Below are 13,612 nucleotides of genomic sequence, written 5' to 3'. Positions count from 1 at the left end.
TTGAAAATAATTAATACACTATTCTCTTGTTATTTTTTAATATAAATGGCATGCAACTCTATGCCCCTGCTTCACCTCCTTTAAGGTTGGTTTTGATAATGAACACTCTGCCATTGCCTTCGGACACCTTGGATGGAAAGGACACCCCTTTGGAGGATTAGCCGGACTAGGGATATCCCCTTCTAATACTATTCGGCTACTCTTCTTCCTTGGATCAGGTACTGGAATTGCAGAGATTAATGCCTGTGTATAAGGGTGCAGTGGTTCCTCATAAATATGTTCCTTATCTGCAATCTCCACAATATTTCCTAAATACATAACACCGATTCGATCACTCATATGTTTTACAACACTTAAATCATGAGCGATAAATAAAAATGTTAAGTCAAACTCATCCTGTAATTCTTTTAGAAGATTAAGAACCTGCGATTGTACAGATACGTCTAAAGCTGAAACTGGCTCATCTGCTATAATTAGTTTTGGCCTAAGTGCAAGAGCTCTAGCAATACCAATCCGTTGACGCTGACCACCTGAAAATTCATGTGCATACTTGTAATATGCATCTTCTGGTAAGCCTACTTTTTGTAAAAGCTCCATCACTTCATTTTTTAAAGAGTTCAGTGATTTTTTATGGAAATTCATGATCGGTTCAGCTATGATACTACCTACCATTTGCATAGGATTTAACGATGCATAGGGATCTTGAAACACCATTTGAATATCTTTCCTTATTTCCCTTAATGATTTTCCTTGTAATTTTGTAATATCCTGGCCGTTAAAAATGATTTTTCCATCTGTTGAATCTAGCAATCTTAAAATAGTACGACCAGTTGTAGACTTTCCACAGCCAGATTCGCCAACTAGTCCTAATGTTTCACCGCTTTTTATTGAAAAAGAAATATTATCTACTGCTTTAACATAGCCAATCGTATGTTTGAAAAATCCACCTTTAATCGGGTAATAGGTTTTTAAATCAATTAACTCCAATAAATTTTCTTTATTTTGTTTAATTGCTGTTTGCTCCATATTGTCAGCTCACGCCCTTTCTAGAATTACTGCCTTCAAAAAGTAAACAAGAGACTTCATGATTGTCACCTACTAAGGCAAGTTGCGGTGTAACATTGCTACATTCAGGCATTGCCGACGGGCATCTATCAACAAAACGGCAGCCTACTTGAGGCATATTTTTTAAAGAAGGTACTATACCTTTAATAGTGGTTAACTCATTAACTTCTGTATCTATTCTCGGAATCGATGCCATCAAGAGCTTTGTATATGGGTGTTTGGGATTGTAAAACAAATTATCAACATTTGTCCGTTCTACAATCTTCCCTGCATACATAATAATTACTTCATCACACATTTCCGCAACTACACCTAAATCGTGAGTTATCAAGACAATAGACATGTTATTTTTCGCTTGAATATTTTTCAGTAAATCTAGTATTTGGGCTTGTACAGTTACATCAAGTGCAGTAGTTGGTTCATCCGCTATTAAAAGTCTAGGCTGACAAGCGATGGCGATAGCAATCATTACTCTTTGTCTCATACCACCTGACAATTGATGAGGATATTCATCTATAATTTTTTCAGCTCTTGGAATACCAACCTGTTTTAATAATTCAATCGCTTTTTCTTTAGCCTCAGCCTTCGAAATCTTACTATGATTAAGCATAATTTCTTCAATTTGTGAGCCTATAGTAAAAACTGGGTTTAAGGATGTCATAGGTTCTTGGAAAATCATGCTTATATCTTTTCCTCTAATTTTATTCATCTCGTCGCTCGAATGATTTTCTATGTTTTTCCCATGGAATTTTATTTCTCCGCCAGTGATTTTACCAATTCCTTTGGGAAGAAGCTGCATAATGGAAAGAGACATTACACTTTTTCCACATCCAGATTCGCCAACTACCCCTACGATCTGACCTGATTTAACCGAAAATGAAACATCATCCACCGCATGATATATTTCTCCATCTATATCAAAGCCAGTTTTAAGGTTTTTCACTTCTAACATTAAGCTCATTTTATATCACACCTTTTAAGAGTTTTTACTTAACTACTGCTGTTAATGTAGTTAGCAGATGCCGCGTGTTAAGAACGTTTTTTTACAAAAAATCACTTCCAGGTATTCACTTTATTAATTCAATATTCCGAAAAAATTGATTTTGATAAACTTATTTCACAATCATATCAAAACAAAAAAACATCAATTTAAAATACTTTTAAAAAAATCATTTTTTCCTTTATAAAGAAATTTAAAGCAAGTGTTAAATAATACAATATTCAGATAATTAAGCTTAATATCATTTTATCTAGTAATAACACATTTAATCAAGAGAATTTTTACATTTCTTATATTCTTATATACAAACTAAACCATACAACTATTCCAATTTTACTTAATAAATTTGTATTTTTCTTAAATGAATGTTTGTTTAACTCCCACTTTATCGGTTTAAAGTATTATTTTTTTATTATTATAATATAGTAAATAATTTATTTATTCCTTTTTTCTTTTCTTAATAATATCTAAATTTATTCGTATTTCTTTATTATTAAAGGTTTTTTGTATAAATTTTTACAATTTAATATATTTATACCTATCTCCTAATCACTATCAATGAATAATTTTTTCAATTATCACACCAACTCCTTGAAGCAAATAATATTACAGCAGAAAAATAACTTTTTATAAGGATTTGTTTACGGACTTCTTCTTAATTTTTTCTGTAAAAAAACCTAATTTTTTTACAGAAAATAGATAATAATTCTTAATTCTGTTTTAATTTGATGAAAGTAAAGCTGTAATATCCTATCCAACAATTGCTTTTTCTAGCCTCTTTTAGTTAATGCAGGTCCGACACTTTGAAACACCCTACATTCAATTTAATATTTCAGCTTCCTTTGATCGTGCGTGTACTTTTAAACGCTTGCCTACATTTTCGTGTTTCCTGGTGTGATACCCGTCCAAGAATCAAGAAGAAACGCTGGTGCGGGAATGTCTATATTGTAAAAAAAAAGAAAACAATTTATCATAAAAATATTAAACTACAGCTTCCCCTTATGAGGATTATATGTAGGAAAGAATAGGTGAAATGTAAACATATGAAAAATCGCGTTGTCCAACTGCTATTTGCTTTTGCAATTGCAGCAATTATGCTCATATTCTTAAATAAGTCCATCATTCCGTTATCTACTTTAATCGGCATAATATGGCCAATCACACTTATAGGGATTGCCTTCATTATTTTTATTGAAAATCGTTCCCCGCAAAGTACATTAGCTTGGTTTTTAATATTAGCCATTCTCCCTGGTATCGGTGTACTTCTGTACTTACTTTTCGGAAGAAGTCGCTGGAGAAGAAAGAAACATTTATATCGTTCAGAAGAAAAAAGGAAGTTATTCCGTGAAATTTTAGATGGAAGAAGTTTTAATTTAGAACCCCCTTCCCCTTTAAATGAACGATCCACCCATTTAACACAAGTTATACAAAAATTTGGCGGTGGTCCTGTTGCTCATAAAACAACAACAAAACTCTTAACAAATGGTGATGAAACATTTACTGAGATTATACAAGCGATTGAAAATGCTACACATCATATTCATATTCAATACTATATTTATCGATCAGATGAAATCGGTACAAAAATTCGAGATGCCTTAATAAGAAAAGCAAAATCTGGCGTGATCGTACGCTTTCTTTACGATGGACTTGGAAGTAATAAATTACGTAGGAGTTTCTTACAACCAATGAATGAAGCAGGAATTGAAGTAGTCGAATTTGATTCTATTCTTTCACCTTGGCTATTAGAAACCGTCAATTATCGGAACCACCGTAAAATTGTGATTGTAGATGGGACAATTGGGTTTACAGGTGGACTCAATGTCGGGGATGAATATCTTGGTCGTTCGAAGAAGTTTCCTATTTGGCGTGATAGCCATTTAAAAATAGAAGGAAAAGCATTATTTAAACTACAAGCCATTTTCTTAGAAGATTTTCTCTACGCCACTAGTAGTTTAAATACTGAGTCTTGGAATCAATATATGGATAGAGCATACTTTCCAGCACAAGACATCCATCAGGCAGAAGGTGCCGTACAGATTGTAGCGAGCGGACCTAGCTCAGATGATACAAGTATTCGAAATGCTTTATTGAAAATTATGGGCTCCGCCAAAAAGTCAATTTGGATTGCCACTCCATACTTTATTCCTGATCAGGAAACATTAACATTATTACGTTTGAGTGCTCTTTCCGGGGTAGATGTCCGTATTTTATATCCTGGAAAAGGTGATAGTATCATTAGTGATCAAGCATCCCAATCATACTTTACTCCGCTTCTAAAAGCGGGAGTCTCTATTTACTCCTATAAAGATGCTTTTATGCACGCTAAGATTGTACTTGTTGATGATGAAGTTGCATCAATTGGTACAGCAAATATGGATATTCGTAGTTTTGAGCTTAATTATGAAATCATTGCGGTCCTATATGAATCTAATACGGTTCTAGATATAAAAAATGATTTTGAACAAGATTTTAAAGAATCCATAAAAATCACATGGGAGTCATTTCAAAAGCGAAGTATTCAAAAACGCATGCTTGAATCTCTTATGCGACTCATTTCTCCTCTATTGTAAATTAATAAATAAAGTGTAGTTCTTGGTCAAAACGAGGGGTTGATTTCCGTTCCGGCTGGGCGCTTTCCTGGGGGCGTCCGATGAGCCGCTTCACTCGCGATGCTCGCTCCAGGGTCTCATCTGTGACGCTAATCCCCAAGGAGTCGCCCAGCCTCCACTCCAATCAACCACTTCACATATCATGTATCTTATTGAGTGTCATTCTACTTTTTTGAGGAGTCACCCTATCTCAAGCATCTCAACATTCGCAAAGATTTCCTTTACTTTTCAGACTGTAAACAAACTCAAAAAAAATATTGAGTCTGTCAACAGTCTTTTTTATGACGCAAAAGTTTTTCAACAAATGAAAGGGTGGTATGAATTAATTTCATACCACCCTTTTTTTATTAAAGCTCTCCTGCTTTTAATTTTCCATGCCAGTCTTTTAAGAATGGAATATCTTCTTCTTGAATAGCGCCTGATTCATTAGCTGCTTCAATTAAGTAATCGAAATTTGTTAGAGATACATATTTAATGCCTGCCTCTTCAAATGCTTGTTCAGCACGTGGAAGATTGTATGTGTAGACACAAACAACGCCTAGTACTTCACAGCCTGCTGCACGTAAGGCTTCTACAGCTGTAATGGATGAGCCACCTGTAGAAACGATGTCTTCTACTACTACGACTTTTTGACCTGCTGCGTATTTTCCTTCGATTTGGTTGCCACGGCCATGCTCTTTTGCTTTAGAGCGTACATACACCATTGGTAATTCTAAAATATCACTTACCCAAGCAGCATGTGGAATGCCCGCTGTTGCTGTACCTGCTACGATTTCAGTAGTACCAAAGTTTTCTTTAATAAGAGATGATAAACCGTTTGCTAATTGCTTACGAATTACAGGGTCAGAAATTGTCAGACGTGTATCACAGTAGATTGGGGATTTAATGCCTGATGCCCATGTGAATAGTTCTGTTGGATTTAATTCTACTGCACCTACCTTTAACATAGCGTGTGCGATTTCATTTTGTAATGTCATATTTATGCCTCCCATAATTCACTTACGATTTTATATGCTGCTACTGGATCTTGTGCACCTGTAACTGCACGTCCAACGACGATTAACGAAGAACCGTCACGTTTTGCGCCGTCTGGTGTTGCAATGCGCTTTTGGTCGTGTGCGTCGCCACCTGCTAATCGGATACCAGGTGTCACACGTAAGAAATCTTCACCGCACGCCTCTGCAATAGCTTTTGCCTCATGTACGGAGCAGACAACACCATTTAAACCAGCTTGTTTTGTTAAGCTTGCATAATGTAGTACAGACTCCTGTAAAGATAAAGCAATTTTTTGCTCTGTCTGCATTTGCTCTTCTGTTGTAGAAGTCAGCTGTGTTACTGCAATTAATGCCGCTCGTTCACGCCCTGCCGGAGTACCCGCTTCAAGCCCTTCAAGCGCTGCCTCCATCATTGGACGTCCGCCCGCCGCATGAACGTTGACTAAATCTACCCCTAATTTTGCAAGGCCTTTCATAGCAGAGCCCACTGTATTAGGAATATCATGTAATTTTAAATCTAGAAAAATATCATGACCTAGATCTTTTACCTTACGTACAATATCTGGCCCTTCTTGCATATATAATTCCATACCAATTTTCACGAAAAGAGGCTCGTTAAAGTGCTTTAGAAAGTTAAATACTTCAGCTTCACCAGGAAAATCTAGTGCAAGTATTGGTTTTGTATTCATGAGCGATGGCTCCTTCCGATAATTTCTGAAATATGCTCCACTCCTAATTTATCGAGCTTTGCTGGTAGTTCATCAATAATATTTGGGCAAACGAAGTGATCGACGAAGTTTGCTGTTCCAACAGCAACTGCAGATGCGCCGGCCGACATAAAGTCAATAACATCCTGCGCTTCTGTCACGCCACCCATCCCAATAATCGGAATATTGACAGCCTTATACACCTCATAGACCATGCGAATCGCAACTGGCTTTACAGCAGGACCAGATAAGCCACCTGTACCATTGGCAATCACTGGTTTACCTGTACGCTCGTCTAAACGCATACCAATTAGTGTATTAATCATTGTAATGCCGTCTGCACCACCCGCTTCAACAGCTTGTGCAATTTCTACGATATTCGTTACATTAGGAGACAATTTCACGTATACAGGTACTTCAGAAACAGCTTTAACAGCTTTAACTAGCTCACGTGCAGTTGCAGGGTCTGTACCAAATTGAATACCACCACATTTAACGTTCGGACAAGAAATATTAAGCTCTAATGCTTTAACATTTGGTGCAGTAGAAATGCGTTGCGCAACTTCTACGTAATCTGCTGTTTCTGTACCAGCAACATTTGCAATGATTGGCACATCATACGCTTCTAAAAACTTTAATTCTTCATTCATTACTTTTTCAATGCCGGGATTTTGTAAACCAATTGCATTCAACATCCCCGCTGCTGTTTCTGCTACGCGTGGAGTTGGATTGCCGGGACGTGTTTCCACAGTCGTAGCTTTAATCATAATAGCGCCTAGCTTTGATAAATCATAAAGCTGTGCATATTCACGGCCAAAGCCAAAGCAGCCGGATGCTGGCATTATTGGATTTTTCAAATCTAAGCCTGGTAATTGAATGTTTAAACGACTCATAATGCCACCGTACCTTTCGGGAAAACTGGACCGTCAGAGCATACTTTGACATAATCCTTTGCTACTTGATCTGTTGTTTTACATACGCATGCGAAACAAGCACCGATACCACAGCCCATACGCTCTTCAAATGATAAATAACCTTCTTTTTCTGGATAGAAACCTTCTAATGCTTTTAACATTGGTAGCGGACCACAAGAATAGAATACATCGAATTCAGGTGCTCGTGACTCTAATACATTTGTAACAAAGCCCTTTGTTCCTTTTGAACCGTCAACCGTTACATAATGTGTTTCTCCAAGCGCACTGAATTGTTCCTCATAGAAACATACATCCTCTGTTTGGAAGCCAAGTACATGGATTGTTTTAACACCACGAGCATTTAATTGCTTAGAAAGCTCATGTAATGGTGGTACACCGATTCCTCCGCCAACTAGTAGGGCTGTACCTCCCTCTTTTACCGCTTCTACAGGGAACCCATTACCGATTGGACCAAGGACATTAACAAGCTGTCCTTCTCGATTTGTCGCTAAAACTTGTGTTCCGCGACCTTCCGCACGATAAATCATTGTAAATTCATTGTTGTCTTTATCTATGTTTGCAATACTGATTGGTCGACGTAAAAGCGGCTCCATTGAATCTGACACCTTTACATGGACAAACTGGCCAGGTGTCATATCCTGAACCAGTTCTCCACGAAGTGTCAATTCGAAAATGTTTGTCGCAATTTGCTTTTGAGAGACGACCGTCATTTTCTCTTGACGAATCATATTAGTGTACTACCTCCGCTTTTGGCATTTGTTCTGCTGTAAAAGTCATTGATTCAATAACACGGACCATCGCTTCTGCTGTGTCTAATGAAGTTAAGCAAGGTACGCCGTTTTCAACTGACTCACGACGGATTCGGAAGCCATCACGTGCCGGCTGCTTGCCTTTCGTTAATGTGTTAACAACAAGCTGTGCCTCACCGTTTTGTATTAAATCGATTAATGTTTCACCTTTTGCACCGATTTTGCCAACTACATCTGTGCGTACACCTGCCGCTTCAAATGCTTTAGCTGTACCTTCAGTAGCGACAATACGATAGCCTACTGTTGAGAAGCGTTTTGCAAGTGCAATTGCTTCTTCTTTATCTTTATCGGACACAGTGAACAATACTGTGCCTTCTGTACGAATTTCCATACCTGCTGCAACTAAGCCTTTGTAAAGTGCTTTTTCTAATGTTGCATCTTTACCCATTACTTCACCTGTTGATTTCATTTCAGGTCCTAGTGTAATGTCAACACGGCGTAATTTAGCGAATGAGAATACTGGTACTTTAACGAAGACACCTTTTTGCTCTTGCGCTAAGCCTGTTGGATAGCCTTGTTCTACGATTGATTTGCCAAGAATCGCTTTCGTTGCGATATTCGCCATCGGAATGTTTGTAATTTTACTTAAGAACGGTACTGTACGAGATGAACGAGGGTTAACCTCGATGACGTATACCTCGCCTTGTGAAATTACATATTGAATGTTCATTAAGCCTACGATGCCAAGACCTTTTGCAAGGCGAGTTGTATAATCCACTAACGTATCTTTTTGCACTTGTGTTAATTTTTGTGGAGGGTATACAGAGATAGAGTCACCAGAGTGAACCCCTGCACGTTCGATATGCTCCATAATACCTGGAATTAATACATTTTCACCGTCACAAATTGCATCTACTTCAATTTCTTGACCAGTTAAGTAGCGGTCTACTAATACTGGATGATCAGGAGATGCTTCTACTGCGTTCTCCATATAGTGTTTTAATTCCTCTTGGTTGTAGACGATTTCCATCGCGCGTCCACCTAGCACGTATGAAGGACGAACTAGTACAGGGAAGCCTAGACGTTCACTAATAGCAAGTGCTTCTTCCGTAGATACAGCTGTTTGACCTAGTGGCTGTGGAATGTTCAAGTCGCGTAATGCTTGCTCGAATTTGTCTCGGTTTTCCGCACGGTCGATATCTTCAAGAGTTGTTCCTAGGATTTTCACACCATTGGCAACTAATTTATCAGCTAGATTAATAGCTGTTTGACCACCAAATTGTACAACTACACCAATTGGTTGCTCAAGATCGATAATATGCATAACATCTTCGATTGTTAATGGCTCAAAGTATAATTTATCTGAAATCGAGAAGTCCGTTGATACTGTCTCTGGATTCGAGTTAATAATAATTGCTTCGTAACCCGCTTCTTGAATTGCCCATACTGAGTGTACTGTTGCGTAGTCGAATTCTACCCCTTGACCAATACGGATTGGACCAGAACCAAGTACAACAACTGATGGCTTGTCTGATTTAATCGATTCGTTTTCATCCTCATATGTGCCATAGAAGTATGGTGTTTCAGATTCAAACTCCGCTGCACATGTATCGACCATTTTATATACTGGGACAATGCCATGTTCTTTACGATATGCATATACTTCTTCTGGAGTTGTTTCCCAAAGCTCAGCAATTTTTTTATCTGCAAAGCCTAGACGTTTTGCTGTACGTAATACGTCTTTATCGTTTTTATTGTCAGCAAGTGTTTGCTCCATATCTACGATGTTTTTGAATTTATTTAAGAAGAATAAGTCAATTTCAGACCATTCATGAATTTGCTCAATTGTTACACCGCGACGAAGTGCTTCACCGATGAAGAATAGACGCTCGTCACCAGCTTTACGAATACGTTTTTCAATCCAAGAATCAGTGTTTTCTTCTGCATGTTTCAGCTCTAAGTGAACTTGACCTGTTTCAAGAGAACGCACTGCTTTTAGCATCGCTTCCTCAAATGTACGACCAAGTGCCATTACTTCACCCGTCGCTTTCATTTGTGTACCAAGATTACGCTTTGCTGATTCGAATTTATCGAATGGCCAGCGTGGGATTTTTGCTACGATGTAGTCTAGAGCTGGCTCGAAGCAAGCATACGTTGAACCTGTTACAGGGTTTTTGATTTCATCTAATGTTAAACCAACTGCGATTTTTGCTGCTAGCTTTGCAATTGGATAGCCTGTTGCTTTTGACGCTAACGCTGATGAACGAGATACACGTGGGTTTACTTCGATTACATAGTAATTAAAGCTATATGGATCAAGAGCTAATTGTACGTTACAGCCACCCTCGATTTTTAGTGCACGGATAATATCTAAAGAGATATTACGTAGCATTTGGTTTTCACGGTCCGAAAGTGTTTGCGTAGGTGCAACTACGATGGAATCACCTGTATGAATACCAACTGGGTCAACGTTTTCCATGTTACATACAACGATTGCGTTGTCAGCAGCATCACGCATTACTTCATATTCGATTTCTTTATAACCAGCGATTGATTTTTCTAGTAAACATTGTGTTACTGGCGAATATTTTAGACCAGATGTCACAATTTCCTCTAGATCTTGATCGTTGTAGCAAATACCGCCGCCTGTACCACCAAGTGTGAAGGCAGGGCGAACGATTACTGGGTAGCCAATTTTCGCTACAAAGTTTTTCGCTTCGTCTAAGTTATGGATAATATCTGATTCAGGTACTGGAGCACCTAGTTCATACATTAAATTACGGAATAGATCACGGTCTTCTGCTTTATGGATCGCCTCTAATTTTGTACCAAGAATTTCAATATTAAGCTCATCTAAAATTCCTGATTTATCTAATTCAATAGCCATGTTTAAACCAGTTTGACCACCAAGTGTTGGTAGGATAGCATCTGGACGCTCTTTACGTAAAATACGTGATACAAACTCAAGTGTAATTGGCTCAATATATACTTTGTCGGCAATTTCTGTATCTGTCATAATTGTCGCAGGATTTGAGTTTATTAAGATAACACGATAGCCTTCTTCTTTTAGTGAAAGACAAGCTTGTGTTCCTGCGTAGTCAAATTCTGCTGCTTGTCCGATAACGATTGGACCTGATCCGATTACTAAAATAGTTTCAATATCTGTACGTTTAGGCATGTTGTTTCCCCTTCCCTGCTTCTACTTCCATCATTTCGATAAATTCATCAAATAGGTGATTTGAATCCTCTGGACCTGGTGATGCTTCTGGGTGATATTGCACTGTGAAGATTGGATATTTCTTGTGACGCACACCCTCACAAGTACCATCATTTAATGCAATATGTGTTAATTCTAAATCTGTATCTTTTAATGAATCAATGTCGACTGCATAGCCATGATTTTGAGATGTTAAATCAGTACGACCAGTACGTAAATCTTTTACTGGATGGTTACCACCACGGTGACCAAATGGTAATTTGAAGCTTCGCGCACCACATGCTAGTGAGAAGATTTGGTGGCCTAAGCAAATACCGAACATAGGCACTTTTCCGATTAAATTGCGTACTGTTTCAATACCCTCTTGCACATCTTCAGGGTTACCTGGGCCATTTGAAAGCATGATGCCATCTGGATGCCAAGCTAAAATTTCTGCTGCTGAAGTATTGTAAGGTACAACTAGCACATCACAATCACGTTTGTTTAACTCACGAAGAATACCATGTTTCATACCAAAGTCTATTAATACTACGCGTTTGCCTCGACCTGGTGATGGGTAGGCTGCTTTCGGTGATACTTCATGTACATGGTTCGTAATAGCTGGTGTTGCCTGCAATTTTGCCACGATTTCATCCACATTAACTTCTTCATCAGCCGCTGTTAAAATAGCTTTTACTGACCCTTTACTGCGAATAATGCGTGTTAATTTTCGTGTATCGATCCCTTCAATCCCCGGGATATCCTTTGAAGTTAAGTACTCATCTACCGTTAAATCACAACGGAAGTTTGAAGGTGTTTTTGCTAATTCACGAACTACAAATCCACGAATAGCAGGTGTGATAGATTCAAAGTCATCACGGTTAATACCGTAATTACCGATTAAAGGGTAAGTTAACGTTACGATTTGTCCGTAGAACGAAGGATCTGAAATTGTTTCCTGATAACCTGTCATCCCTGTTGTGAATACAACCTCACCTTGTGAAGCTCGCTCACTGCCGAACGCTGTACCTGTAAATACTGTGCCATCTTCTAAAATAAGTAAACGTTTTTTCATTACTCTGCCTCCTGGTATACGATATTGCCTTCAAAAATTGTTAGGACTGGCCATCCTTTTGCAACCCAACCATTGAATGGTGTATTGCGTCCTTTTGATACAAAGCCTTCTGCATCAATTGTTTGTTCTTTATTTAAATCTATTAAAATCATATCTGCTGAAGCTCCAACTTCTAATGTGCCGTATGGTAAATCAAAAATTTGAGCTGCCTTTACAGACATCCAGTCAATCAACTGTTTTAAAGTCCATTTCCCTGTTTCTACAAACTGTGTGTAAAGTAGTGGGAAGGCTGTTTCAAAGCCTACAATGCCAAACGGTGCTCCTACCATGCCACAGCATTTTTCTTCTACTGTATGTGGAGCGTGATCTGTAGCGATACAATCGATTGTTCCATCCATCATAGCTGCGTGTAGTGAGTCTTTATCATCTGCAGCGCGTAACGGCGGGTTCATTTTCCAGTTTGCATCATCCGATGGAATATCCATTTCTTCAAGTAATAAATGATGCGGGCAAACTTCTGCAGTGACACGAATACCTGCTGCTTTAGCGTCTCGTACTGCACGTACAGATTCCTTCGTTGATACGTGACAAACGTGGTAGCGTGCACCAGCAGCTTCTGCTAATAGAACATCTCGCGCAATTTGAACGGATTCACAAATCGATGGAATCCCTGGTAAACCAAGCTCTTGATTGCGCTTCCCTTCATGCATAACACCGTCATAAATTAATGAATTATCTTCGCAGTGTGCTACAACTACCATATCGTGCTGTGCGGCATCCTTCATTTGCTCATACATTGTTGATGCAAGCTGGATTCCAACACCATCATCTGAAAATGCAACAGCTCCATGTGCTTTTAATTCTTCAATACTTGTGCGAACCTCACCTGAGATGTCCTTTGTTAAAGAGCCGTATGGAAGTACTCGAATAACTGCACTTTCTTTAATAAGACCGTTAATCAACTGCATATTTTCTACTGAATCTGGAACTGGTTTTGTGTTTGGCATCGCACAAATTGTTGTAAAGCCGCCTTTTGCTGCTGATGCTGAACCTGTAGCAATTGTTTCTTTATGTTCAAAGCCTGGCTCACGTAGATGTGTGTGTACGTCGACAAACCCTGGTGCAACAACTAAACCATTACCTTCTATAATTTCTGCGCCTGCGACATTTATGTTTTGTCCAATTGCAGTAATTTTGCCATCTGCCATAGCGATATTGACTGCTTGTAGCTCGCCTTGTTCATTTAACATTTGTACATTTTGAAGAACCTTTGTCATA

The 13,612-nt window shown here is 38.4% G+C and carries 10 protein-coding genes; 1 reads left to right on the top strand and 9 read right to left on the bottom strand.

What is annotated here, in order from left to right; genetic code table 11:
- Nucleotides 1–36: 36 nt before the first annotated feature.
- On the bottom strand, nt 37–1,026 hold the full coding sequence (locus ACQKMV_RS02555; protein ID WP_427502237.1) for an ABC transporter ATP-binding protein: 990 nt from the start codon (nt 1,024–1,026) through the stop codon (nt 37–39).
- 4 nt (nt 1,027–1,030) lie between these two features.
- Complete coding sequence (locus ACQKMV_RS02550) at nt 1,031–2,026, bottom strand: ABC transporter ATP-binding protein (RefSeq protein ID WP_427502236.1); 996 nt, start codon at nt 2,024–2,026, stop codon at nt 1,031–1,033.
- Between the two features lie 1,082 nt (nt 2,027–3,108).
- On the opposite strand from ACQKMV_RS02550, the gene ACQKMV_RS02545 reads away from it, so the two are divergent.
- Nucleotides 3,109–4,638, top strand: a complete 1,530-nt coding sequence (locus ACQKMV_RS02545) for a cardiolipin synthase (RefSeq protein ID WP_427502235.1) — start codon at nt 3,109–3,111, stop codon at nt 4,636–4,638.
- A gap of 386 nt (nt 4,639–5,024) precedes the next feature.
- On the opposite strand, the gene pyrE is transcribed toward ACQKMV_RS02545, so the two are convergent.
- The 7 genes from pyrE to ACQKMV_RS02510 are packed head-to-tail and all read right to left on the bottom strand — an operon-like array spanning nt 5,025 to nt 13,611.
- Nucleotides 5,025–5,654 carry an orotate phosphoribosyltransferase gene (pyrE, locus tag ACQKMV_RS02540; protein WP_427502234.1) on the bottom strand — a complete coding sequence of 210 codons (630 nt, stop codon included), beginning with the start codon at nt 5,652–5,654 and terminating at the stop codon, nt 5,025–5,027.
- Between the two features lie 2 nt (nt 5,655–5,656).
- Nucleotides 5,657–6,361 (bottom strand): orotidine-5'-phosphate decarboxylase, encoded by a 705-nt coding sequence (pyrF, locus tag ACQKMV_RS02535; protein ID WP_427502233.1) that lies wholly within the window; start codon nt 6,359–6,361, stop codon nt 5,657–5,659.
- Nucleotides 6,358–7,272: a dihydroorotate dehydrogenase gene (locus ACQKMV_RS02530; protein ID WP_100544004.1), complete on the bottom strand. Its 915-nt coding sequence runs from the start codon at nt 7,270–7,272 to the stop codon at nt 6,358–6,360. The genes pyrF and ACQKMV_RS02530 overlap by 4 nt, the downstream gene beginning before the upstream one ends.
- The gene (locus ACQKMV_RS02525) at nt 7,269–8,042 is read right to left on the bottom strand and encodes a dihydroorotate dehydrogenase electron transfer subunit (RefSeq protein ID WP_423472122.1); all 774 of its coding nucleotides are present in this window, start codon (nt 8,040–8,042) and stop codon (nt 7,269–7,271) included. Before ACQKMV_RS02525 ends, ACQKMV_RS02530 begins: the two co-directional genes overlap by 4 nt.
- Before the next feature lies 1 nt (nt 8,043).
- A complete protein-coding gene (gene carB, locus ACQKMV_RS02520; RefSeq protein ID WP_427502232.1) occupies nt 8,044–11,241 on the bottom strand; it encodes a carbamoyl-phosphate synthase large subunit in 3,198 nt (1,065 codons plus the stop codon).
- Nucleotides 11,234–12,334 carry a carbamoyl phosphate synthase small subunit gene (locus ACQKMV_RS02515; RefSeq protein ID WP_427496829.1) on the bottom strand — a complete coding sequence of 367 codons (1,101 nt, stop codon included), beginning with the start codon at nt 12,332–12,334 and terminating at the stop codon, nt 11,234–11,236. The genes carB and ACQKMV_RS02515 overlap by 8 nt, the downstream gene beginning before the upstream one ends.
- Complete coding sequence (locus tag ACQKMV_RS02510; RefSeq protein ID WP_427502231.1) at nt 12,334–13,611, bottom strand: dihydroorotase; 1,278 nt, start codon at nt 13,609–13,611, stop codon at nt 12,334–12,336. The genes ACQKMV_RS02515 and ACQKMV_RS02510 overlap by 1 nt, the downstream gene beginning before the upstream one ends.
- Between the last annotated feature and the right edge of the window lies 1 nt (nt 13,612).

It is taken from the genome of Lysinibacillus sp. NPDC094403 (genome assembly GCF_050278745.1).
Taxonomy (GTDB): Bacteria; Bacillota; Bacilli; order Bacillales_A; family Planococcaceae; genus Lysinibacillus.
Note: the sequence above shows the minus strand (reverse complement) of the source record. Positions and strands in the feature narration are given on the sequence as shown.

Excerpts from the sequence above, each read along its gene's own strand:
- ACQKMV_RS02555 (WP_427502237.1), bottom strand. The coding sequence starts at position 1,026 with ATGGAGCAAACAGCAATTAAACAAAATAAAGAAAATTTATTGGAGTTA.
- ACQKMV_RS02550 (WP_427502236.1), bottom strand. The coding sequence starts at position 2,026 with ATGAGCTTAATGTTAGAAGTGAAAAACCTTAAAACTGGCTTTGATATA.
- ACQKMV_RS02545 (WP_427502235.1), top strand. The coding sequence starts at position 3,109 with ATGAAAAATCGCGTTGTCCAACTGCTATTTGCTTTTGCAATTGCAGCA.
- pyrE (WP_427502234.1), bottom strand. The coding sequence starts at position 5,654 with ATGACATTACAAAATGAAATCGCACACGCTATGTTAAAGGTAGGTGCA.
- pyrF (WP_427502233.1), bottom strand. The coding sequence starts at position 6,361 with ATGAATACAAAACCAATACTTGCACTAGATTTTCCTGGTGAAGCTGAA.
- ACQKMV_RS02530 (WP_100544004.1), bottom strand. The coding sequence starts at position 7,272 with ATGAGTCGTTTAAACATTCAATTACCAGGCTTAGATTTGAAAAATCCA.
- ACQKMV_RS02525 (WP_423472122.1), bottom strand. The coding sequence starts at position 8,042 with ATGATTCGTCAAGAGAAAATGACGGTCGTCTCTCAAAAGCAAATTGCG.
- carB (WP_427502232.1), bottom strand. The coding sequence starts at position 11,241 with ATGCCTAAACGTACAGATATTGAAACTATTTTAGTAATCGGATCAGGT.
- ACQKMV_RS02515 (WP_427496829.1), bottom strand. The coding sequence starts at position 12,334 with ATGAAAAAACGTTTACTTATTTTAGAAGATGGCACAGTATTTACAGGT.
- ACQKMV_RS02510 (WP_427502231.1), bottom strand. The coding sequence starts at position 13,611 with ATGACAAAGGTTCTTCAAAATGTACAAATGTTAAATGAACAAGGCGAG.